The sequence below is a fragment of the Psychrobacter sp. AH5 genome (genome assembly GCF_040371085.1).
In the GTDB taxonomy this organism is placed as follows: Bacteria; Pseudomonadota; Gammaproteobacteria; order Pseudomonadales; family Moraxellaceae; genus Psychrobacter.
In genome coordinates, this window is sequence record NZ_JAMBMT010000001.1 from 2,075,950 (window position 1) to 2,097,951 (window position 22,002).

At 43.3% G+C, this 22,002-nt stretch carries 17 protein-coding genes and 1 tRNA gene; 10 read left to right on the top strand and 8 right to left on the bottom strand.

What is annotated here, in order from left to right:
- Positions 1 to 35 precede the first annotated feature (35 nt).
- A complete protein-coding gene (gene trpB / locus M0N77_RS08785; RefSeq protein ID WP_353104822.1) occupies positions 36 to 1,310 on the bottom strand; it encodes a tryptophan synthase subunit beta in 1,275 nt (424 codons plus the stop codon).
- 71 nt (positions 1,311 to 1,381) lie between these two features.
- Positions 1,382 to 2,059 (bottom strand): phosphoribosylanthranilate isomerase, encoded by a 678-nt coding sequence (locus M0N77_RS08790; protein WP_353104823.1) that lies wholly within the window; start codon positions 2,057 to 2,059, stop codon positions 1,382 to 1,384.
- Between the two features lie 185 nt (positions 2,060 to 2,244).
- Between M0N77_RS08790 and M0N77_RS08795 the strand changes: the two genes are divergently transcribed.
- The 3 genes from M0N77_RS08795 (at position 2,245) to M0N77_RS08805 (ending at position 5,286) form a co-directional block, all read left to right on the top strand.
- Positions 2,245 to 3,891: an FAD-binding domain-containing protein gene (locus tag M0N77_RS08795; protein WP_353104824.1), complete on the top strand. Its 1,647-nt coding sequence runs from the start codon at positions 2,245 to 2,247 to the stop codon at positions 3,889 to 3,891.
- Positions 3,892 to 4,189: 298 nt separating this feature from the next.
- Entirely contained in the window at positions 4,190 to 5,071 is an 882-nt protein-coding gene (locus M0N77_RS08800; protein ID WP_353104825.1) for an IS982 family transposase, read from the top strand.
- 59 nt (positions 5,072 to 5,130) lie between these two features.
- Positions 5,131 to 5,286: a hypothetical protein gene (locus tag M0N77_RS08805; RefSeq protein ID WP_353104826.1), complete on the top strand. Its 156-nt coding sequence runs from the start codon at positions 5,131 to 5,133 to the stop codon at positions 5,284 to 5,286.
- Between the two features lie 117 nt (positions 5,287 to 5,403).
- On the opposite strand, the gene M0N77_RS08810 is transcribed toward M0N77_RS08805, so the two are convergent.
- On the bottom strand, positions 5,404 to 6,165 hold the full coding sequence (locus M0N77_RS08810; RefSeq protein ID WP_353104827.1) for a DUF4230 domain-containing protein: 762 nt from the start codon (positions 6,163 to 6,165) through the stop codon (positions 5,404 to 5,406).
- Positions 6,166 to 6,548: 383 nt separating this feature from the next.
- On the opposite strand from M0N77_RS08810, the gene M0N77_RS08815 reads away from it, so the two are divergent.
- Positions 6,549 to 8,273 carry a proline--tRNA ligase gene (locus M0N77_RS08815; RefSeq protein ID WP_353104828.1) on the top strand — a complete coding sequence of 575 codons (1,725 nt, stop codon included), beginning with the start codon at positions 6,549 to 6,551 and terminating at the stop codon, positions 8,271 to 8,273.
- Positions 8,274 to 8,367: 94 nt separating this feature from the next.
- Here M0N77_RS08815 and queF read toward each other — a convergent pair whose 3' ends face one another.
- The 4 genes from queF to M0N77_RS08835 all read right to left on the bottom strand — a co-directional run bounded on the left by queF (position 8,368) and on the right by M0N77_RS08835 (position 12,027).
- Positions 8,368 to 9,237, bottom strand: a complete 870-nt coding sequence (queF, locus tag M0N77_RS08820) for an NADPH-dependent 7-cyano-7-deazaguanine reductase QueF (protein ID WP_353104829.1) — start codon at positions 9,235 to 9,237, stop codon at positions 8,368 to 8,370.
- A 44-nt stretch (positions 9,238 to 9,281) separates the two neighbouring features.
- Positions 9,282 to 10,055: an ABC transporter permease gene (locus M0N77_RS08825; RefSeq protein ID WP_353105613.1), complete on the bottom strand. Its 774-nt coding sequence runs from the start codon at positions 10,053 to 10,055 to the stop codon at positions 9,282 to 9,284.
- A 32-nt stretch (positions 10,056 to 10,087) separates the two neighbouring features.
- On the bottom strand, positions 10,088 to 11,050 hold the full coding sequence (locus tag M0N77_RS08830; protein ID WP_353104830.1) for an ABC transporter ATP-binding protein: 963 nt from the start codon (positions 11,048 to 11,050) through the stop codon (positions 10,088 to 10,090).
- Between the two features lie 335 nt (positions 11,051 to 11,385).
- A complete protein-coding gene (locus M0N77_RS08835; protein ID WP_353104831.1) occupies positions 11,386 to 12,027 on the bottom strand; it encodes a c-type cytochrome in 642 nt (213 codons plus the stop codon).
- A 317-nt stretch (positions 12,028 to 12,344) separates the two neighbouring features.
- Between M0N77_RS08835 and M0N77_RS08840 the strand changes: the two genes are divergently transcribed.
- From M0N77_RS08840 to M0N77_RS08865, 6 genes are all read left to right on the top strand, one after another.
- Positions 12,345 to 12,421, top strand: a tRNA-Arg gene (locus M0N77_RS08840).
- Positions 12,422 to 12,580: 159 nt separating this feature from the next.
- Complete coding sequence (locus M0N77_RS08845; protein WP_353104832.1) at positions 12,581 to 14,044, top strand: tyrosine-type recombinase/integrase; 1,464 nt, start codon at positions 12,581 to 12,583, stop codon at positions 14,042 to 14,044.
- A 193-nt stretch (positions 14,045 to 14,237) separates the two neighbouring features.
- Positions 14,238 to 15,053 (top strand): hypothetical protein, encoded by an 816-nt coding sequence (locus M0N77_RS08850; protein WP_353104833.1) that lies wholly within the window; start codon positions 14,238 to 14,240, stop codon positions 15,051 to 15,053.
- A 155-nt stretch (positions 15,054 to 15,208) separates the two neighbouring features.
- Positions 15,209 to 15,487, top strand: a complete 279-nt coding sequence (locus tag M0N77_RS08855) for an AlpA family phage regulatory protein (protein ID WP_353104834.1) — start codon at positions 15,209 to 15,211, stop codon at positions 15,485 to 15,487.
- Positions 15,488 to 15,490: 3 nt separating this feature from the next.
- Positions 15,491 to 17,767 carry a YfjI family protein gene (locus M0N77_RS08860; RefSeq protein ID WP_353104835.1) on the top strand — a complete coding sequence of 759 codons (2,277 nt, stop codon included), beginning with the start codon at positions 15,491 to 15,493 and terminating at the stop codon, positions 17,765 to 17,767.
- A 330-nt stretch (positions 17,768 to 18,097) separates the two neighbouring features.
- On the top strand, positions 18,098 to 18,442 hold the full coding sequence (locus M0N77_RS08865; protein WP_201611060.1) for a hypothetical protein: 345 nt from the start codon (positions 18,098 to 18,100) through the stop codon (positions 18,440 to 18,442).
- 190 nt (positions 18,443 to 18,632) lie between these two features.
- On the opposite strand, the gene M0N77_RS08870 is transcribed toward M0N77_RS08865, so the two are convergent.
- On the bottom strand, positions 18,633 to 21,890 hold the full coding sequence (locus M0N77_RS08870) for a DEAD/DEAH box helicase family protein (RefSeq protein ID WP_353104836.1): 3,258 nt from the start codon (positions 21,888 to 21,890) through the stop codon (positions 18,633 to 18,635).
- Positions 21,891 to 22,002: the final 112 nt, after the last annotated feature.

Consider the following 22,002-nt stretch of genomic DNA (forward strand, 5'->3'; position numbering starts at 1 on the left):
CTATGATTAGTAGCCTCCTTTTTTAATTTCTTAACTTACAGCTCAATCCCTTCCGCCTTCATCACTGAATGCAGATCTTTATCGCCGCGACCGGACATATTCACCACGATGGTTTGCTCCGGCGACATGGTTTTAGCGAGCTTCAAGGCATAAGCACAAGCGTGAGCGGTCTCAAGCGCGGGAATAATCCCTTCTTTACGAGTCACTTCATGGAAACCCTCTAACGCTTCTTTGTCGGTACAGCCGACATATTCAACACGGTGCATGTCTTTTAGAAAACTATGCTCAGGACCCACGCCAGGATAGTCAAGGCCAGCAGAGATCGAATGAGTCTCTTGGATTTGGCCTTCATCATCCGCCATCAGATAAGTCCGATTGCCGTGTAATACGCCAATACGGCCTGCCGCTAGAGGCGCAGAATGACGACCACTTTCAATACCATCGCCAGTAGCTTCGACGCCATACATCTTCACCTCAGTGTCGTTTAGGAAATCAAAGAACAAGCCAATAGCGTTAGAGCCACCGCCGACACAAGCCACTAATGCATCCGGTAATTTACCCGTTTGTTGTAGATGTTGTACGCGGGTTTCTTTACCGATAATCGCTTGGAAATCGCGTACTAATAAAGGATAAGGATGTGGGCCTGCTACCGTACCGATAATATAGTAAGTGGTATCAACGTTAGTGACCCAGTCGCGCATCGCTTCATTCATCGCGTCTTTGAGCGTGCGCGAACCTGAGGTTACTGGCACTACTGTTGTCCCTAATAAACGCATACGATAAACGTTCATCTTTTGCCGCTCAACATCATCCGCGCCCATATAAACGATACATTCAAGTCCCAAACGCGCGGCAATCGTCGCGGTTGCAACGCCGTGCTGTCCTGCACCCGTTTCAGCAATAATGCGTTTTTTGCCGCTCATTTTGGCAAGCAGTGCTTGTCCGATAGTATTATTGACCTTGTGCGCGCCAGTATGGTTTAAATCTTCACGCTTAAAATAAATCTGCGCGCCGCCTATTTCATCACTTAAGCGCTTGGCATGATAAAGCGGTGTGGGACGACCGACGTAATTGACCAAATCGTTGTGATACTCCTCCCAAAACGCTGGATCGGTTTTGACTTTGGTGTATAGCGTCTCAAGTTCTTCTAGCGCTGCCATCAGGGTTTCAGAGACAAAACGGCCACCATGCACGCCAAAATGACCGCGAGCATCTGGATATTGATTAAAATCGGCTACGCCTTCTGGATTGATAAAAGTATTGATCGCTTGTGCACCAGTAGCAGGGGTTTTACTTTCGACATAACTCATAATAATTCCTACTTAATAAAGGATATTTTGGATAGATATTTTTAATAGTTTTTAAATATAAGGGCTTGGATTTACTGCTTTAGAGGTTCGCTTAGCGTCGCATTTTGCCATCGATCGCGTTTGACCGCTTTCATAAAGCCGCGCATTTTAGCTTCGTCTTTTTTACCTTTACTAGATTCAATACCGCCGCTTACATCAAGTGCATAGATAGGCAAATCTAGAGTCGCCGCCACATTATCAGCATCCAGCCCACCTGCCAAAATAATAGGCAGCGCACTGTCCTTTGGTATCAAATCCCAATCAAAGCGCTCACCAGTACCGCCGTATTTTTGTGGATTATAGGTATCGAGTAAAATACTACTCGCGCCTGCCAAAGCGAACTTCTCGATTTGGGCGCTAACACTCGATAGCGTATGTTGTTCATTATTGATACGCAAAGCTTTTATCCAGCGTTTATTGACGCTAGCTGCTAGCTGCTGACACTGCTCTGGGCTTTCATCGCCATGAAATTGAATGATATCAAACGCGACTTTATCAGCCAGCTCAATGAGATCTTCAGGGCTGATATTAACGACTAACGCCACCACACTAGTAAAGGCTGGCACAGCGCTAATTAATTGCTGAGCTTGCGCGATACTAACGGCACGCGGACTTGGCGGATAAAATACTAGACCTACCGCCTCAACCCCTAATCGGGCCGCGGTTTTTATGTCAGTAAGCTCAGTAAATCCACAAAACTTTACGTGCATCTTTTAGCCTTAGCCAGTTAACTTAAAGGGTGTGTTTATCAAATAGAGGTAGCTTTGAATTAAGACAGCTATCATGAGCAATGAATGTAATTTGTTAATTAAAGAGCAAATCAATTGCATCCAAAAACTTATCCTAGCATACTTTTAACCCTAGTTTTGTTTATGATTACCATAAGGATTTTTCAATGCCTAAAAAGAGCGCAGCAGCTAGCCGTGATAAAGAGAGTGATAACAATAATAAGCCAAATAATAGCTCAAAGTCGCTGCATTATTTGCTGTGGTTTCGTCGTGATTTGCGCCTTCATGACAACACCGCTTTGGCGGCTATCTGTGAGCAGGCCAACGACAACAACGCGCCTGTCACCGCGGTATATTGCTTAACCCCAAAGCAGTGGCATGAGCATGATATGTCCGTCGCTCAGCTTGATCATATTGCTCGTACTTTGCCGATACTGGCGCAAAGCTTACAACAGCCGCTCAATATTACGCTAAATGTTTATCTCTGCACCGATTTTGCCGATAGTATTGATACTATTATTGAGCTTTGTAAAGACCAGCAGATCACTACAGTGATGACCAATCATGAGTATGAAGGCAATGAGATTGAGCGTGATGAAAGACTAGCAGAGCAGCTTGCTAAAGACAATATTGAGTTTATTCGTCATCACGATCAGTGTATTTTACCGCCGCTGAGTATTACTACCAATGATGGCGATAGCATGTATAAAGTGTTTACGCCTTTTTATCGAAAATGGCGCGACACGCTGGAGGCCGGCTCAATAACTGCGCATGAACCCGCTAGAATTGAGGCCAATAATAAAACCAATAATACTATAAAGTCGATGGCGCTGAACTCAGCAAAAGACAACGCTAATACCAGCACTAGTATAGAAAAGCTTGGCGAAAAAACTGTCGATAACTATCTCAAAGCGCTTGCAAAAGATGAGTTTAAGCACTGCGCCGATCATGAGGCGCAGCTAAAGCAAGCACGCGAAGATTATCCAGCTGGAGAGCAAGCCGCTACCCAGCGTTTGTATGATTTTATAGCTGATGATATTCATCATTATGATGTCAGCCGTGATAAGCCCATTTTGCAAGGTACTAGCCATCTATCGGCTTACTTAACCATTGGTGCTATTAGTCCAAGGCGCTGCTATTTGCAGGCGGTACAAGCGCAAGAAAAACTACATGGTAATGATAGCGATAACGAGGACATCAATCGCTGGATAAGCGAGCTGGCATGGCGAGATTTTTATCGTCATGTGCTAGTCGATAAGCCTGAGCTGATCCGCCATCAAGCTTATAAAGATGAGATGGATAAAAGTATCAATTGGTCATATGATAAAGACGACTTTGCCGCTTGGTGTGCGGGGATGACGGGCGTGCCGCTAGTCGATGCGGCGATGCGCTGTCTAAACGCCACAGGCTTTATGCATAATCGCTTACGCATGGTAACGGCGATGTTTTTGACCAAAGATTTGCTCATTGATTGGCGCTTAGGAGAGCGCTACTTTATGCAGCAACTCATAGATGGTGACTTCGCTTCTAACAATGGCGGCTGGCAATGGAGCGCATCGGTAGGCACCGATTCTGCGCCCTACTTTCGTATTATGAATCCTTTTAGCCAAGGCAAAAGTCATGACGCAAAAGGCGAATTTATAAAAACTTGGCTGCCAGAATTAAAAGACATTCCTGCTAGCACTTTGCACAGTGAAGATAAAATGCGTAAGGCGGTAAAAAAAGGCGGTCAGTTTGCCAAGATAGACTACCCAGCACCGATGGTTGAGCACAAAGAAGCACGGCAATTAGCTATTGCTGAATTTAAGAAATAAGCGCACTAGAGGCTAAAGATAGCAGCGTTGGTGAATCAGCTTAGACCAAAAAGTACTGAAAAAAAGTACTGAATTCGCCCATTCTTTAGCTTCTATGACGGCTTTGATTGCTGGATAACGCTTGTAGTTGCTTTAGCATTATCAATATTGGTTTCTAGTATTCGAGTTTGAATCACATATAAAGCGTAGCCTAATAAACCCCAGTTCGGGATAAGGGCTCAAAAAAAAGATAAAAAAAGAAGTCCGAAGTTGTTAAAGTGAGTTTACCAAGACAAACTTCACAACAAGGACTTCTTACATGGACAACCTAACCGAACTATACTGCCATATTGACGACTTTTATCAGCAATTCAAACCTGAGTTTGACGCTCATTTAATCGCAACGAAACACCAAAGGTTAAGAGCATGCCAGATAAGTGTAGCAGAGATTATGACTGTCTTGGTACTGTTTCATCAACTGCGTTATCGACAGTTTAAGGCGTTTTACTACCATCACATGCTTGGCATGATGAAACGGGAGTTTCCAAATCTGCCGAGCTACTCGCGATTTATAGAGCTAGTGCCGCGCAGTATCATGCCACTGTGCAGCTACTTGCAAAGCATAATGGGCGACTGTACGGGTATCAGCTATATTGATTCAACCAAGATAGCAGTTTGTCATAACAAGCGTATCTACCGTCACAAAGTCTTTGAAGGACTTGCAACCCGAGGCAAAAGCAGCATGGGCTGGTTCTATGGCTTTAAGCTGCATGCCATTATCAATCATAAGGGCGAGCTTGTATCTGTTAAAGTCACTGCGGGTAATACCGATGACAGAGTGCCTGTTAAGGATATGGCAACGTCTGTGTTTGGCAAGGTGTTTGGTGATAGAGGATACATCAGTAAAGCACTAAACGCGTGGCTCACAAAACACAGTGATACCACGTTGATAACCAAACTTCGGCGTAATATGAAACCGCAAGTACTCAAGCCGATGGATGAGGCGCTACTCAATCATCGCTCTTTGGTTGAAACGGTTTTTGGAGAGCTTAAAAACTTGTGCCAAATCGAACACTCACGCCATCGTAGTGTCACGGGGTTTATCACAAACTTGCTGTCAGGTTTAATTGCTTATTGCTGGTTTCCCTATAAACCCACCATCAAAAACATGCCTCAGCAGAGACAGGTAGCCACATTGTAAATAGTATCAATGAGTTACAATGTGGCTTATCCCGAACTGGGGTTAATAAGGTAAAGCTAATGATCAGTAATACCCAAGTAGCAAAAGATAGCCGGTCATTAGACTTAGGCCGCTTACTTATTTTATTGCGTTTGTTGCGCTTATTACTGGTAGTTGACTTATTATTAGAAACGGACATAGACGCCTCCTATCATATTAGCTTATTTTATCAATAGCATTGATAAGACTATGATAAATAATAAATAAGTCTTACTTTATAATATGATAGCGCTATCTCCAGTAATATCAAGCGAGATCTGTCAACGCGCGGTATCAGTTTTTATCACTAAAATTTATGCGGTACTAGCCGGCATCTGACATGCGCCTGCTCCTTGAGTAGTCACGGTTACTACCGCGCCCGTCATGGCAAACAGCTGTTGCAATTGCTGCTGAGCGTTTTGTAGCGCTAAGTTCATCACATCACCGCGACAAGCGCGCTCAAGCACTTCTTTTTTAGCGGTGCTTTGCGCCTGTTCCAATATCTTTGGATCGACTTGCATTATGCCAAACACGCCCGTTTGCCAGTCGTAAATCTCAATATCATCAAGGTAGACGGCAAAAACCTCCGAGGGCGGGATAGTAATATTAATCTTTGGCATAATAGAAACGGGATTTTCAGCGCTAACATTTTGTTCATCATCAGCCGTGACCAGCGCTTCACTCGGCTGCACCACTTGCACCATCTCAGGCGTCAGTGCCCTTAAATCGATACCCGCTTGCACGCGGCCTTTGGCGATAAACAGCGCCTTTTGCTCATCCTGCCACAGTTTCATCCAGCTTCCCGCGCGCTCACTAGTAATAATCGTATCGACACTAAAGGCTACCGTTTGCAAACGATTAAGCTGCTGGATTTGGGTGACTACCCCTTCACGAGTAATAGTCTCGACAGGTTCTTCCTCAGGGCCGTTTTGCATCATATAAATAGCAAAAACTAAAGCCGCTAAGCCTACAATTAGTAACAGCCATGATATTTTGGCTATTTTTGGCTTAGGTTTAGGCCGTTTAATGAGATTATTATCTTGCAGATTAGGATCTGGCGATGCAGAAGTTGTCATTGTAGCTACCTTTTATCATTTATTATTTGTAGAATGCTTTGATATGGCTACTTAAATGCTATCAGTGTCGCTAACTTCAAGTAATGACTAGCTATTTTCTATACAACTGCTTATTATGCTCTGTTTTTTGCTAATGGGCTTTGTTTTAACAGTAGCGACTTGTTATAGTAAAAATGATAACGATAATGATAAAAAGTCATTGCGTCTTAGTCTAACTTTACCTACCATAGACAGTTTGTGTCACTATATTATAAAAGGGCTGATTAACTCCTATTAGCACCCTCGTTATCAAGGCAAGCTGGCGCTGGCTTAAAAATAGTTAGCCATACGCTTAGCGTCTTTTTTATTTATTGTTTTATCAAAGATAAGGTTCCGCTTTATTTATGAAAGCCAGTCAGTTCTTGTTCGCCACTCTAAAAGAGACTCCAAGTGATGCCGATATCGCCTCTAGCCAATTGATGGTGCGTGCCGGTCTTATTCGTAAAATCGCTTCTGGATTATATATTTGGTTGCCTTTAGGGCTACGCGTTTTACAAAAGGTCGAGCGTATCGTCCGGGAAGAGATGCAAAATGTCGGTGCGCAAGAAGTGCTAATGCCGATGACTCAGCCCGCTGAGCTGTGGCAAACCACAGGGCGTTTCAATGACTATGGTCCTGAGCTCCTACGTTTTAAAGACCGTCATGATCGCGACTTTGTGCTCGGGCCCACGCATGAGGAAGTCATTACTACTCTAGCGCAAAGCGAGCTGCGTAGTTATAAGCAGTTGCCGATTACCTTTTTCCAGATTCAAGGTAAATTTCGTGATGAGATTCGTCCGCGCTTTGGGGTAATGCGAGCGCGCGAATTCACTATGAAAGACGCTTACTCGTTCCATGTCGATCAGGTGTCGCTTGCAAAGACTTATCATGATATGTATGAGGCTTATACGCGTATCTTTACCCGCTTAGGCTTAAACTTCCGCGCGGTACAAGCAGATACCGGCTCTATTGGCGGCTTTGCTTCGCATGAGTTTCATGTCTTAGCTAATAGTGGTGAAGATGATATCGCTTTTTCAGATTCCTCAGACTATGCTGCTAACGTTGAGCTTGCTGAATCCATATCGTTCAATATGGCTGAGCGCCAACCGCCAAAGCAAGAGCGCGAGGATGTACTCACCGAAGGCATGACCACTTGTAAGATGGTCGCTGAGCACTTAGATATCCCGCTTGCTAATACGGTCAAAACCTTGATTGTCCATGGTCATAAAGAAGACGATACCCCGCAGCTTATCGCCATTGTCTTACGCGGTGATCATCAGCTAAACACTATCAAGGCTGAGAAAATCGAAGAAGCAAATGTGCCATTAACCATGGCCTCCGATGAAGAGCTAAAAGCCGCTGGTCTGCACAAGGGCTATATCGGCGTTGATCTCGATATGCCAGTGTTTGTCGATCGCTCGGCGGCCACTTTATCCGATTTTGTGAGCGGCGCTAATGTGGTGAATAAACACACCATCGGTATGAACTGGGCACGTGATGCACGTATTACTCGTATCGTCGATGTGCGTAATGTACAAGAAGGCGACCCGTCTCCAGATGGCAAAGGCACGCTGAAGATTAAGCGCGGTATCGAAGTTGGCCACATCTTCCAGCTAGGTGATAAGTACTCACAAGCGATGAATGCCACCGTCTCCGGCGAAGATGGCAAACCTGTGACACTGATGATGGGCTGCTACGGTATCGGTGTCAGCCGTATTATTGCCGCGGCTATCGAGCAAAATAACGATGAAAACGGTATCATGTGGCCGCAAACGCCTGATGTTAATGACTCATTAGCGCCGTTTGAAGTCGCTATCGTACCGATGAAATCTAAAGAAGATATAGTAATGCAGACGGCGACCGCACTGTATGAAGAGCTAAAGGCAAAAGGCGTCAACGTGTTGCTCGATGACCGTAATGAGCGCCCGGGTGTGAAGTTTGCTGACCTTGAACTTATTGGTATTCCGCATCGTATTGTGGTATCCGATCGCAACCTTGCTGAGGATAAGTACGAATACGTCGATCGCCGTGATAGCGACAAACAAATGCTTAGCCGCGAAGAAGTATTGGCAAAAATTATCAAAAACTAGCTCACTTACTAGCCGGCTTCTTGATTAATTTTACAATAAAAAATCGCCTATCTCAGTAGCTGAGGTAGGCGATTTTTTATTAGATGCTAAATCACTACTGACGAATCAGACGACTGGGCTTCGGCAATAACGAGATGTCACTAACACGGCAAGGGTTGATATCGATACCGCCGCGGCGCGTATACCAAGCTCTAACCATTAGCTGACTTGGCTGATAAACCTCGCTTAAATCGGCAAATATTTGCTCGACACACTGCTCATGAAAACCGTTATGCTGACGGAAGCTTAAGATATAACGCAGCATACTGGCTTCATCAATGGCTATGTCACTACTTATCTCTACGGCCAAAGTACCCCAATCGGGCTGATTGGTCACCGGACAATTACTACGTAGCAGATTAGAATAAAAAGCGTAAGGCTCACTGCTATTATTAGATACCGCCGCATTACTCTTTAACGGTTTGCTCTTTAGCAAGGTAGCATCAGGGTCATGCGTCAAAGCCACCTTATCGGTACTATCTACTAAAGCGTTGTCAATACAAACGCCTGTTGGCTGAGAGATTAATAACTCTGACGCTTTATTATTCAAATCAAATAACTCAACTTGCACCTCGCCCTGTACACAAGCTGACAGATCTTTGGTGAGTAGCGCCTCGACTTCATCCCAGCTAGCAAACTCAGTAAAATTAATACTATTTAGATACAGCTTAAGCGACTTGGACTCCACAATAAAAGTAGATGTTGCAGCAATACTAAAGCGCGCCATCGCCACTTGTGAGATACCTTGCTTATTGAGCCACGACATCTCAAAAGCATGCCACCAGTCCATACCGATACTAAGTTTCTCGGCTTGCTCGCTAATAGCCTCGCGACCCATACTACGGGCAATCGGATACAAGATTTCTGGAGCGTACTGGGTTGGATAATCAGTGGTTTGCTCACCTAAAATGCCATGAATACTCATCAATAACGCCTTTTACTTTTTAATAAAAAAACCTTGCTACCAGCCTACAAACGAATGCGCGAGCCATCGCTTAATAAACGATAAGAGATAATATAAAAAATCACACAAAACACGAAAATAGCCGCCATCGAATACCAAACATTGACATCAGAATAGCCCAAAATACCATAACGAAAGGCGTTTACCATATAGACGATAGGATTGAGTAGTGACACATTTTGCCAAAAGCTTGATAAGTCTTCCATCGAATAAAACACCCCGCCCAAAAAGGTCAATGGCGTCAATACAAAACTTGGAATGATGGAGATATCATCGAAAGAGCGCGCATAAACTGCATTTATAAAACCGCCTAATGAGAACAAAATAGAGGTTCCCAAAACGGTAAATATCGTAACAAATAAATGCTCAATACCAAGCTCAGTGAAGAACAGCGCTACAATTGAGACAATAAGGGCAATGACTAAACCGCGAAAAATACCGCCGCTGACATACCCTGACAATATGGCATGTTTGGAGACCGGCGAGACCAAAAGCTCTTCGATACTAGCAGTAAACTTAGCGCTAAAGAAACTTGAGACTACGTTGGAGTAGCTATTGGTAATAATCGCCATCATGATAAGACCCGGCACGATGAACTGCATGTAAGGCACACCGCCCATCTCACCGACTCTATCGCCAATCATTCTACCAAAAATGATAAAGTACAAAGTCATAGTAATGACAGGCGGCAATAAGGTTTGAGGCCAAATACGCAATATCCGGCGGATCTCTTTTAATAAAATAGTATTAAAAGCGACCCATTTCCTACTCCAAGACATAGTCTCACTAGCATCTACAACGACCGGCTCTCTCATAGTCCTGCCTCCTTCATGCTATCTTCACTTTGAATATTTTTTTCTACCAAACGCATAAAGAGCTCTTCTAATCTATTCGACTTGTTACGCATGCTAGCGACTTTGATATCCATCTCAGTTAGCTGCTCAAAGACGCCATTTAAAGTTTCGCCTTCACTCAGAGTGACTTCAACCGTAAGCTCATCAGGTTGCTCGATATGAGTCACCCGCTCAATAGCTAACTTTTTGGTTAATGGCTTAGTCAGATCTAAAACGAAAGTCTCTACTGATAACTGTGCGAGCAGATCTTTCATATCAGTATTAATACGAATCTCGCCATGATCTAAGATAGCAATACGCTTACACAGTTGCTCCGCTTCTTCTAGGTAGTGGGTTGTCAAAATGATAGTGGTATTTTCTTCAACGTTAATTTGCTGCATAAACTCCCACATAGAGCGGCGCAGCTCGATATCGACACCAGCGGTAGGTTCATCAAGAATTAGTAGCTTAGGCTTATGAATTAAAGCCCGAGCAATCATCAAACGCCGCTTCATACCGCCTGATAGCTCACGCGATTTGCTATCACGCTTATCCCATAATCCAAGCGCAGTTAAGAGTCGCTTGGCACGCGGCTTAGCTTCTTTGGCAGTAATACCAAAATAACCTGCCTGCGTGATTAGGATATCTTCAACCTTCTCAAACTGATTAAAGTTAAACTCTTGCGGCACTACCCCAAGATACTGCTTAGCTACTGAAGGGTTGGCCAATAGATCGGTACCAAAAATCTCCACACTGCCCGTTGTTGGCTTAAATAGCGAGCTGATAATACCGATCATCGTTGATTTACCAGCTCCATTAGGCCCAAGCAGCGCAAAAAACCCACCTTGCGGTACGGTTAAATCGACTCCTTTTAGGGCAGAAAAGCCATTATCATAAGTCTTAGATAAGTTCTTAATTTCGAGTGCTGGTGCCTCAGACATGAAGACCTCTTTATTATTAATATAGATAGTTTATAACGCTGCTATAAAAGATTTTATAATTATTGCTACAATCTGTCTAAGTGAGGCTAGTTGAGTCATATTTCAACTGAGCGATGACTCAACTAGCCTTATACCTTATATTAATAATTTCAATCATCATTTCTGCATTTTTATATCCTGTGTTTTTATAAACCAGCCCTTTTGTAAATAAACTTTGTATAAAAAATGCTCAAAAAAAACGCCTATCTCATCTAAGTAGATAGGCGCGGTATTAATAAGCAGAAAGATCAGTTATAAGCCGTTTAAAAGCCAGCGAAATCGTTAAGGCCATTAAATCAGCTAGCTTCAGCAATCATATAATCTACTGCGTTTTGTACTTCTTCATCAGGAATATCCGCTCCACCTTTTGCAGGCATAGCGTTATAACCTTGAATAGCGTGGGTGTATAGAGTATCAGCTCCTTGTGCGATACGAGGACCCCAAGCACCAGCGTCACCCAAAACAGGCGAGCCCAATAGGCCTGCACCATGACAAGTTTGACAAACTGCTGTATAGACAGCTGCACCATCACGAGGGCCATCACCCGCTGCAGGACCTGCTGCGCGCGTAGTCACGTTACAAACCTCACCTTCAAAGCACACATTGCCAACAGGCTGAATACGAGCAATAAGGTTAGGATATAAGGCAATTAGCTTTTGAACCTGAGGCGTATCTTCAGGAATAGGCTCTTCTTCGACGACAGCAGGTGCCGCTGCAGCTTGTACCTCATCACCCTCAGCTATTGCTGCGTCATCAGTAGTATCAGCTGCCGCTTGGGTATCATCACCCAATACTTCAGGGGCGTTCTCTACCACTTCCTGCGCTTCTTCTACATCAGAGATAGTTACAGGAGTGTCTACTACTTCTTCAGCTTGGCTCACAGCGATACTAGCGATTCCTAGAATGGCAGCTGCCGATAACATCACTACTTTTCTCATTCGTCACGTTCTCTTATTACGTAGGCAAGTGGCGGGCGTAGTTTAAGCTAGCTGTTTAATACACGTATAGAGTAGAATAATAATTCTTTATCAAACGCTCACAGTTAGGCTACTAGCAGGCTCACTTGTCATCGGTGATTATTAATCAGTTTTTAGTAATCTAAATTCTCCCTGACATTATAAGGGAAAAGGAAGGTAAATTGCCATGATTGTTTGCAGACTAAGCTGTTTTTTCTTAAAAAACCACAATAGCAAGCTTCATTCATTGGCTTTATCGCTTTTATTTGTTAGACTAAGCGGTCTTTATTTTTAGACAAGCGCTCGTAGCTCAGTTGGATAGAGTATCGGTCTCCGAAGCCGAGGGTCGTGGGTTCGATTCCCGCCGAGCGCACCAATCATCGTATTTCGCCTTTCCCCAGCATTACCAGAAACCTCCAAACCCCTTTGTTATCAACAATTCAAGTCTTTCAATATTACTTGTCATTACCTAGTAGCACCTATAGAATGTTGTTAAATTTGTTGTTAAAACTTTTTTAACATTTTTGGGTCTGGTATGAATAATAGAAAAGACTATCTATTGACTGACAGTGGCGTGAAGTCTATCGCCAAGCAGTCAGCGCCTGATAAAATTGTCCGTCATAGCGATGGTAACAGCCTATCTCTAATACAACACCCGAACGGCTCATTATTTTGGCAAATGTCATACCGCTACCAATCGGACAAAGATATTAAGCCAAAGCAAAAAACCTATCAAATCGGTATCTATAAATCGTCAAAGCAATTCATTGATATATCATTCAAGCCGCATGTGTCGCTAAAGCAAGCACGTATCGAGCGTGACAAGGCAAAGGCGCTACTCGCTGATGGTATCGACCCCACCGCCCATAAAGGTGCTGAGAAAAATAACTTTGAGCAAAAGGACTTATTCAAAGCCATTGCCAAAAGTTATATCGATGAAAAATCTAAGACCACCACTAAGAATGTGCAAAAGCTGCAAGGGTTCTTAGACAATCATATCTTAAAGCACTTAGGCTCATACCCTATTGGGGCGATCACCGCGCAAGATATTATTAAGACAGGGCTTGCCATTCAAGCCACTTTTGAGCAGCAAGGCAAACACACCTCAGAAACCGCGCATAAGTGCATGGGATTGATTAGCGCCATCTTTGAGTACGCTATCAATACACTAGGCTACGATATTACTAACATTGCCATTGGACGCAACAAAGCACTCAGACCGCATAAAGCCGAGCGCATGAAAGCAGTCGAGCAGCACCAATTCCCCGACCTACTACGCAACATAGATAGCTACATAGAAAAGCATCCTAACGGTCATCAGCAGACGCTGGCTGGCTTACAGCTGATGACGTTGTGCTTCGTGCGTACCAAAGAGCTTAGATACTTTGAGTGGTCAGAGATTGATTACCATAAAAGCGTATGGCGTATTCCAGCCACCAAGATGAAAATGCGTCAAGATCATATTATCCCACTATCAACGCAAGCCATGGCTATCATCGAGCGTATGCGCCCCCTCACCGAACAGACAGGCTATGTATTCTATAACTTCGAGTCAAACAAGCCTTATAGTGAAGCATGGTTTAATCAAGCATTACAACGTATGGGCTATTCAGGTGACCCCTACCCTAAGATGACAGGTCACGGCTTTAGACAGCTTGCCAGCACGGGATTGTATGAGCTGCAGTTTTCTGAAAGTTTGATTGAGATACAACTTGCCCACCTTGAACAATCCAGTGTCAGAAGACGGTATGACTTATCAGAACACTTAGCCGAGCGCCAAATGATGATGAATCGATGGGCGAACTATCTTGATGACTTGCGCGCGGGCAAGGCGGTTAGCTTCGATTTATTAACTCCTGAGCAAATCGCTAAAGAAGTGGATAGCCGTAACGAACAAGCCACCGATATAGCACTGCATGATAAGGATATTTTAATAAAGAGTTTACAGGCACAAGGCGTATCGCAAGAGGTACTAGCAAAACTTGCCGAAGAGCTTTAACGACAACATTTAACAACATCACTTGAATAATCATCGTCAGTATTAAGCTGACAAGCCGAAATTGATAGTGTCGATCACTGTCATCACCAACTGCAAGGCTAGGATTAATTACCCTAATGCCGTCCTACACACCTTTAGGACAGCAGCGCCTTGCACCTTTTTATATTTAAAGGTGTGTTTGAAGGTGTGCGTTATGGATAGCGAATTTAGAAGACTATTAGACGAAAGTAAGAAAACAACTACTATTGAAAGGTATGACGCCTCTATGGAGTTGACTGCGGCGCATACTTTATTTATTCCTGATCGATTGATGGAGATTTTAGAAAACTTTTTCGAGTTTCCTTGTATTAAGTTATATGTTGATGATTTAAAGGGTGTTAAAAATATATCCAGTAATGAGTTATCAAGTCAAAATAGCCGTGATTTCGACTTTATATTTAAGCTAGCAAAAATTATTCATGAAGATATGTCACGACTAAAGCCTAATAAAGACGGGATAAAAAATATTATAAAAAATCCTAGTGAAATTCTGGCAAGAATCAACTTAGTTGATAAAACTTTATCTCAATATATGAAGAGCTATCCAAATCAAGACTTAATGAATGAAGTTGTAAACGCCTTAATACTACTTTGCTTTGCTCAAATATCTTTAGAAAACAAAGATTATATGAGTATGTTCTCCTATAGGGATATGTACAGTGAAACAATAATGGGTATGAAGCTGAAAAAAGAGGATAATTCTTCTGACACCGTAAGTGAAGCTATTTCTCTTATAAATAAACAGAAATCTATTATAGCTAATGAAGCGCGCTGGCAAGGTCATGTTGAAAAACTAAGACGAAGTTACTTAGAGCTTGATAAAAGAAGGCAAGCCGAGCTTGGCAAAAAACTCTCAATAAAATACTCTGCTACGTGGATTTATGAACACCATAATGAATCTAATTTACAGTATGAAACTATCAGAGAGCACTTAAGCAAAGCACGTAAAGGTATTTTTACTAATGATTAAAATAGGGTTTGCGATGCATCCACTACTATTTGCTAAGTAAGCAATACTACCTGCTTAGCATGTCTATTCTATAATCTTTATTTAAAACTTATTATCAACTCCATAGCAACCCGCCATTACTGGCAATCCCTTTAACCGCTATGGAGTGATATATCATGACACTTATTGACCAATACCTAAGAATGGCAGACCTCGCCAACCAGCCAGCGCGAACCGCTAAGACCTACATCACAAAATCAGGTCAGCAGCGCACCGTCACCGCCAAACTCGCTACACGCGGTATCACAGGCTTTAGTGCTAAGCATATCTACCACCTAATCAATCAAGACAAATTTCCAGCCCCCGTAAAGATCGGACGAGCGAGTCTATGGCGCTTGTCTGAAATCAACCAATGGGTAGAAAGTCATAACACTACTAAAAATAGTGAGGTATAAGTTATGATTGTTTCAAATCAAACAGACAGCGAAGAAAAAGCCCGTGCTATTAGCACAGGCTTGTCACAGTACATTGCAGACTTTAGACAAGCTACATTGGCAGATGTAGCTTGTCATAACACGCTAGAAAGCTTACTAAGCAATGGAATATCAAACTCAGTCATCTATCTAGATGAAGATATTAGCATATTTACAGGAGCGCTTGTAGGAGAAAAAAAGCTTGATACCGCCGATACGATAGGGCTGGTTATGCTCAATAACCAAGCTGAGCAAGTTAATCTTGCCAGCATACCGCTTGAGGATAACGGACGCACTTTCATCTCTGATACCAATACACCAAGCGCGTTTGTCATTGGCTCAATGAGTAAAGAGAGTAAATGGATAGTCATAGCTGACTTGGCTGAGGCAGTGCGATGTTATAACGCTTATCGCAAGCTAGAGATTGATGTGACGGTACTCACTTGTCTTATACCTAGTTTATTTAATCAGACGGTGAAGCATTTTGCGGAAGTGCAGCAAGTGACAATCATGACCACCTCACAGCACAAAGCCAAAGTGATAACACCGCTTAAAGGCGTGAATGTTAAAGCTATTATTTGTGATCATACGCTTGTTTATGACGCGCTTGAGTTCGACGCTAACTATGACGACTTGATATCTGCCGCAAATACCATCGACTTGAAGATACTTGGTAAACCAAAGCCAAAACAAATCAATCGCACACTGCCGCCGGTTAAAACGCTAACAAGCTCAATGATGCCAAAACTGCTATGGGATTATGCTTCAAACTGTGCTGAGCGTTTGAGCGTACCTATTGAGTATGTACTCATGCCCTTGATGGTAACGTTAGGCAGCTTGATAGGCGCTAAGCTGAGCATTTACCCAAAAATGTATGATAACTGGGAAGTAGTACCTAACTTTTATGGTGCAATCATTGGCAACCCATCGAGTAAGAAATCACCGTCATTATCTGATGGACTAAAGCCATTATCGCATTTAGTCACACTCGCTAAAAATAAGTATGATGAAGATAAGCTTGAGCATGACACCCAAAAAGAGCTAAGCAAGCACATGACAAAGGCAGCTGAGAAGCAGCTCAGTGACCTTACCAAGAAGCTAGCGACCCAAACCAATGACGATGCTGAGATCAGTCGAGATGACTTAAAAGTTAAAGCGAAAGAGTTGGCAGAGGCAAAGCAGAGTGATGAGCTGATACCTGAGATTAAACGCTATGTTACTGATGACGGTACGATTGAGAGTATCGGAGAACTTGAGAGCAAACACAAAAACGGTATGCTAATTAAGCGTGATGAGCTGACAGGTTGGCTTGCTTCACTAGAGAATGAAAGCAATCAACAAGCAAGATCATTCTATCTTGAGGGCTTTAACGGCTTAGGTAGCTTTCAAGTGGATAGAATAGGTCGCGGCTCAGTATTTATCGATACTCATTGTCTATCGGTTATTGGTGGCATACAGCCTGACAAGCTTGAGTATTATTTATCTAAGACGATGAAAGGTCTAGGCAATGACGGCTTGATACAACGCTTTCAATTAATGGTCTATCCTGACTCACTACCGAACAGTAAAGAGCGTGACTTGCCACCTGACAAGCTAAGCCGTGATGCTATCTATAACTTGTTTGAAACTATCGACAGTATGCAGTTAGGTGACTTCCTACGCTACGGTGCAAACCCCATTGATGAGTACCACAAGCGTCCTTACTACCGCTTTACCGATGAGGCTTATCAAGAATTTATGAGTTGGTATGACGCGCTTAAACTCAGAGCCGGTGAAGCTGAGCATAGCATCATAGCTGAGCATCTCATCAAATATGCTAAAACAGTGCCGTCATTAGCGCTAGTCTTTCACTTAGTGGATTGTATCGAACACGGCAAATCTTTAGGTGCAGTCAACATGAACGCACTTAGAGCAGCGCTAGCATGGTGCGAAGTATTAGAAAGCCACATGATTAGAATATATAGCACTGTCACTGATAGCGCTAATATCAAAGCGTCTTATTTAGCCGATAAAATAATGAAAATGGTCAGAAAGGGAACTGACAAAACTGACACAACCGACTGGATTAGTCATGGCTTTACAGCTAGGCAGCTAATCCGCAAAGGTTGGAAAGGGTTAACTGATGCTGATGACGTACTCAATGCGCTTGAAATATTAGTCGAACACAACTGGCTAAGCTGGCAGGAAGTAAAAAGCACAGGGCAAGGAGGCAGACCAACAGAGCGTTATTATATCAACTTAAGATTAACCGAGCTTTTATAGGTTTTGTCAGTTATGTCAGTGCTATATCTGAGTGCTATTAAAAAATAGCGTCCTTTTTTATCTGTATTATTTCCTGTTTGTATTATAATGGTAGTATGGTAGATGAGCGTTTAAATAAATATGGTGGTGTTCTAAAAAGTATGCTGGCGCTAAAAGTCAATAAGAAGTCTATGCTAAGTTCTCTGATTCTATATGGCTTTCAAAGCTTCAAAAATTGTTCAAATTTTGATCAGCATACTTTTTGACACACCACCAATAAATATTTATAAGATATTGTTTAAAAAACAGAAGGTTAAAAATAATTTATATTTTTTATTTTATGGAATATTTATGAAATACTTAACAACTCCTTTAATTACTCTTGCTATTATAGGTTTTATCCCTTTAGCAAATGCCGCTGAGGTAGAAGAAGTATGTGCCAAATATAGGCAAGCTTTTGGTGAATGGTCAAAGTCTTATAAAGTAAGTGCCACTTTGATCGATGGCAGTGAGCTTAAAAGTAAGACTAGTTGCTATTCTTGTTATGATAGCTTTTCAAAATATGCGGTCATGTTTTGGAGTAATAATGGTACAACGGTCATTAAACTTGATAATCGATACCTTAGCTACTTTGGTAACGAAGGTTATGACCAAGACGGTAAACAGTGGGAGCTTTCTAAAGGCTACTGTTATTGATAGTTAGACTATTTTAAATATTCTATTCAAATTAGGGCATTATGTAGAAGTAGTGCCTTTTTTTGTTGTAATTGGTTTAGAAAATTTAAGGTTAAAACCCAACATCTATATAGAATAAAAACTTGTCAAAACCTCATAAAACCTCAGATTTAACTTAATTAACATATGTCATAAGTGAAAAACCTAACCTTTAAGCACCCAACTTCGTATCAAGCATCAATCTAATAAACTTCTTAAACTGATTGGGATTAGACAGTAAGTGCATAGTCATATCTTCAAACGCATCCTTCGCTTCAAACATAGCGTCTTCGGCGGCATCAGGATAACCACCAAGCATAATCTGATCGGTACTGTTATTACTGAATTGCTTGACCACAATTTCGTTTTCCGTGACCTTATCCCAAATAGTGTTCATAAAATTAACTTTGTCTTTATCAGTAAAGTCCTCGCCCGCAAACACCTCGTTCAATCTATTAATGACTTTCGACAGCAGCTCTTCTTTCTGATCCTTTGGCTTTCCTGTACCACCACCGCCGCCTGCTTCTAGCTCACCACTACCCTCTTGTAGCTTTAGATCTTGTTGATACAGCTTTGAGACGCGGTAATGACTCATGACAATATTACTTAGATCAACGTCATCTTCGTTGTCCACACTTTCGCGCAGTAGCGGCTGTAGGTTACGCGCATATAGGCTCAGCTTTTCCAGCTCTTTATCGTCATAATCGACGATTTGCGACATAAACTCATACTGGCGGGTGAATGTCCCTAAATCCTTTTTAAAGATCTCCAGCGCATCTTGATCGGCCTTAAAGCCTTTGTAATCATTTTCGGCATTGGTCATCAGCACCACATCACCAGTCGCTTTGGTACGCTCTAGCATCACTTTGGCGTGCTGTGCTTGTTCGCGCGCCAGCTTATAACGCTTCTGCCAACGCTCGACCGCTGGCTTGCAGATATTACTAATGGCCGCGTTAGACTTATTCTTGCTATAGAAGGCTTCAACAAACTGCTCGACCTCATTCCATAAGAAGATGCCGCTGGCACGTAGTTTCTCATACAGGTCATACACCTGATCGGGATCGGACACATCTGCTAAGGTGGCGGTCTCATAATACGGCTGAAAGGACTCTAAAATATCCTCAGGATCATTAAAGAAATCGAGGACAAACGTGCCACTCTCCGCCTTACCTTTATAGGTACGGTTAAGCCGTGATAAGGTCTGTACGCAGTCCACGCCTGTCAGCTTCTTATCGACGTACATAGCGCACAGTTTCGGCTGATCAAAGCCTGTCTGGAACTTGTTAGCCACCAGCATCACTTGATAGTCATCGCTGTCAAAAGCTTTACGTAGGTCACGGCCTTTTAGGCCAATATTCATATTGTGCTCAGTGAACTTCTCACCGATGAGTGCGCCGCTGTCAGGGTCGTTATCATTGAAGGTGACTTCCCCTGAGAAGGCGACCATGGCATTGATGCCACGATAGCCACTATCTGCAATATAGTCATCAAAGGCGATTTTATAACGTACCGCTTCTTTACGCGACCCTGTCACGACCATGGCTTTGGCTTGCCCGCCGAGTAAGCCTTTAATGTTGTCGTTAAAGTGCTCAATGATGATCTTAACTTTCTGTGCGATATTGTGCTCATGGAGGCGCACCCAGTTATTGAGCTTAATCTTGGCGCGGCGAGCATCGACCTCATCATCTTCGGCAGCAAGCTTCTGCTTAAGCTGATAGACAACCTTATAGTTGGTGTAGTTTTTTAGCACATCTAGGATGAAGCCTTCTTCAATGGCTTGGCGCATGGAATACACATGATAAGCGGCGGGCAAGTTATCGCTAGCAGCTGGCAAGTCAGGGTTAGGCAAGCGCCCAAACAGCTCAATAGTTTTTGGCTTAGGCGTGGCAGTAAAGGCGTAATAGCTTAGGTTAGGACTGCTACGGCGGGCGGCTAGCGTGGCGTCCAATATGTCTTCGCTAGATAGCGGTGCATCATTCTCGGCAGCATTACTCTCTATATCACCTGAGACCAACACTTCTTTGAGCTGGCGGGCGGTAGAGCCTGTTTGTGAGGAATGCGCTTCATCGGCGATGATCGCATAACGGCGCGACTTTAAAACGCTAGAGTCTTCAATAGCTTTGAGTACAAACGGGAAAGTTTGAATGGTCACGATAATGATCGGCTGTGAGTTGACCAATGCACTGGCAAGCTGCTCAGACTTTGAGCCGTCACCTTCTTTTCTATTGATCTTACCGACCACGCCATCGGCATGTTCAAACTGATAAATAGTATCTTGAAGCTGGTCATCAAGCACGGTACGGTCGGTAATGACAATAACAGAGTGAAATTGCTTATCGCCGTCACTGTTGTATAAGGTGGATAGCTGATGGGCAGTCCATGCGATAGAGTTAGATTTTCCTGAGCCTGCACTGTGTTGAATGAGGTACTTTTGACCAGCGCCTTCAGACACAGCAGCATTAACCAACTTGGTCACCACATCCCACTGATGGTAGCGCGGGAACATCATGGTTTCTTTTTTGGACTTGCGGCCAATAGCGTCTTCTTCCTCGTCTATCTGCAAGTGCATAAAGTGGCCGAGGATGGCGAGTAAGTTCTCTGGTGTGAGTACTTCATTCCATAGATAGTCAGTGGCATATTGGCTGATATCGTCAGGGATATCGTTACCTGCGCCACCCTCACTGGTGCCTTTGTTAAACGGCAAGAAGTACGTGCTGTCTCCTGCCAGCCTAGTGGTCATATAGACTTCATACTGACTGACAGCGAAATGAACCAATGCGCCACGCTTAAACGTCAGTAGCGGCTCAGGTTTCTTGGTATCAGGATCTTTCGGCAGGCGGGTCTTCTTATACTGAGTAATGGCATTTTGTACCGCTTGCTTAAACTCCGACTTTAGCTCCATCGTTGTGACGGGCAAGCCATTGACGAACAGCACCACATCAATACGGTTACGCTTAGCGACCTTGCCATTAGCGTCAGCGCCGTTTTTAAGACTGGTATGAGGGCTATAGACGACTTCAGGCACAACACGGCAAATATTGGCTTCATAGCGCGCCATGGTCTCAGGGTTTAGGCTATGCTCAGGCTTAAACTGGCATAATGAAAAGCGCGCGTTACGAATCTTGAGGCCATGACGTAAGACGCCTAGTGTGCCATAAGTGCGCGAGGCTCTATCGGTGGCTTGCGCGTCTGCCTTATTGAGCTGCTTGACCAATGCGGCGATAAAGTGGCGCTCTGAGTCGATAGGAAAGGTGCGGCAGAACTTCTCCCACTCTTGCGGCTGGGTGGTCTGTACAAAGTCTAGTACGTCTTGCTCATAAAGTGCCGTCTCTGCCTGATAGCCGCTAGGACTACCCAATTGCCAGCCTTGCGCTTGCATCTGAGTGACGATATCGGCTTGGAAGACAGATTCGTAGGTAGTGTCGGTCATGTTAAGTCCATTTAAGAGGTAGTTTACGGGTTTCGTTAGTAATGCCGTGATACTTAGATTACATTAGCCGCCCTTGCATGATTAAGATGCAAGTATCGCTATTATTGAGCCT

Bases quoted from the DNA above. Each gene is read 5' to 3' on its own strand.
- M0N77_RS08870 (WP_353104836.1), bottom strand. From the start codon at position 21,890: ATGACCGACACTACCTACGAATCTGTCTTCCAAGCCGATATCGTCACT.
- M0N77_RS08860 (WP_353104835.1), top strand. From the start codon at position 15,491: ATGATTGTTTCAAATCAAACAGACAGCGAAGAAAAAGCCCGTGCTATT.
- M0N77_RS08795 (WP_353104824.1), top strand. From the start codon at position 2,245: ATGCCTAAAAAGAGCGCAGCAGCTAGCCGTGATAAAGAGAGTGATAAC.
- M0N77_RS08865 (WP_201611060.1), top strand. From the start codon at position 18,098: ATGAAATACTTAACAACTCCTTTAATTACTCTTGCTATTATAGGTTTT.
- trpB (WP_353104822.1), bottom strand. From the start codon at position 1,310: ATGAGTTATGTCGAAAGTAAAACCCCTGCTACTGGTGCACAAGCGATC.
- M0N77_RS08810 (WP_353104827.1), bottom strand. From the start codon at position 6,165: ATGACAACTTCTGCATCGCCAGATCCTAATCTGCAAGATAATAATCTC.
- M0N77_RS08850 (WP_353104833.1), top strand. From the start codon at position 14,238: ATGGATAGCGAATTTAGAAGACTATTAGACGAAAGTAAGAAAACAACT.
- M0N77_RS08815 (WP_353104828.1), top strand. From the start codon at position 6,549: ATGAAAGCCAGTCAGTTCTTGTTCGCCACTCTAAAAGAGACTCCAAGT.
- M0N77_RS08800 (WP_353104825.1), top strand. From the start codon at position 4,190: ATGGACAACCTAACCGAACTATACTGCCATATTGACGACTTTTATCAG.
- M0N77_RS08830 (WP_353104830.1), bottom strand. From the start codon at position 11,050: ATGTCTGAGGCACCAGCACTCGAAATTAAGAACTTATCTAAGACTTAT.
- M0N77_RS08855 (WP_353104834.1), top strand. From the start codon at position 15,209: ATGACACTTATTGACCAATACCTAAGAATGGCAGACCTCGCCAACCAG.
- M0N77_RS08835 (WP_353104831.1), bottom strand. From the start codon at position 12,027: ATGAGAAAAGTAGTGATGTTATCGGCAGCTGCCATTCTAGGAATCGCT.
- M0N77_RS08845 (WP_353104832.1), top strand. From the start codon at position 12,581: ATGAATAATAGAAAAGACTATCTATTGACTGACAGTGGCGTGAAGTCT.
- M0N77_RS08805 (WP_353104826.1), top strand. From the start codon at position 5,131: ATGATCAGTAATACCCAAGTAGCAAAAGATAGCCGGTCATTAGACTTA.
- M0N77_RS08790 (WP_353104823.1), bottom strand. From the start codon at position 2,059: ATGCACGTAAAGTTTTGTGGATTTACTGAGCTTACTGACATAAAAACC.
- M0N77_RS08825 (WP_353105613.1), bottom strand. From the start codon at position 10,055: ATGTCTTGGAGTAGGAAATGGGTCGCTTTTAATACTATTTTATTAAAA.
- queF (WP_353104829.1), bottom strand. From the start codon at position 9,237: ATGAGTATTCATGGCATTTTAGGTGAGCAAACCACTGATTATCCAACC.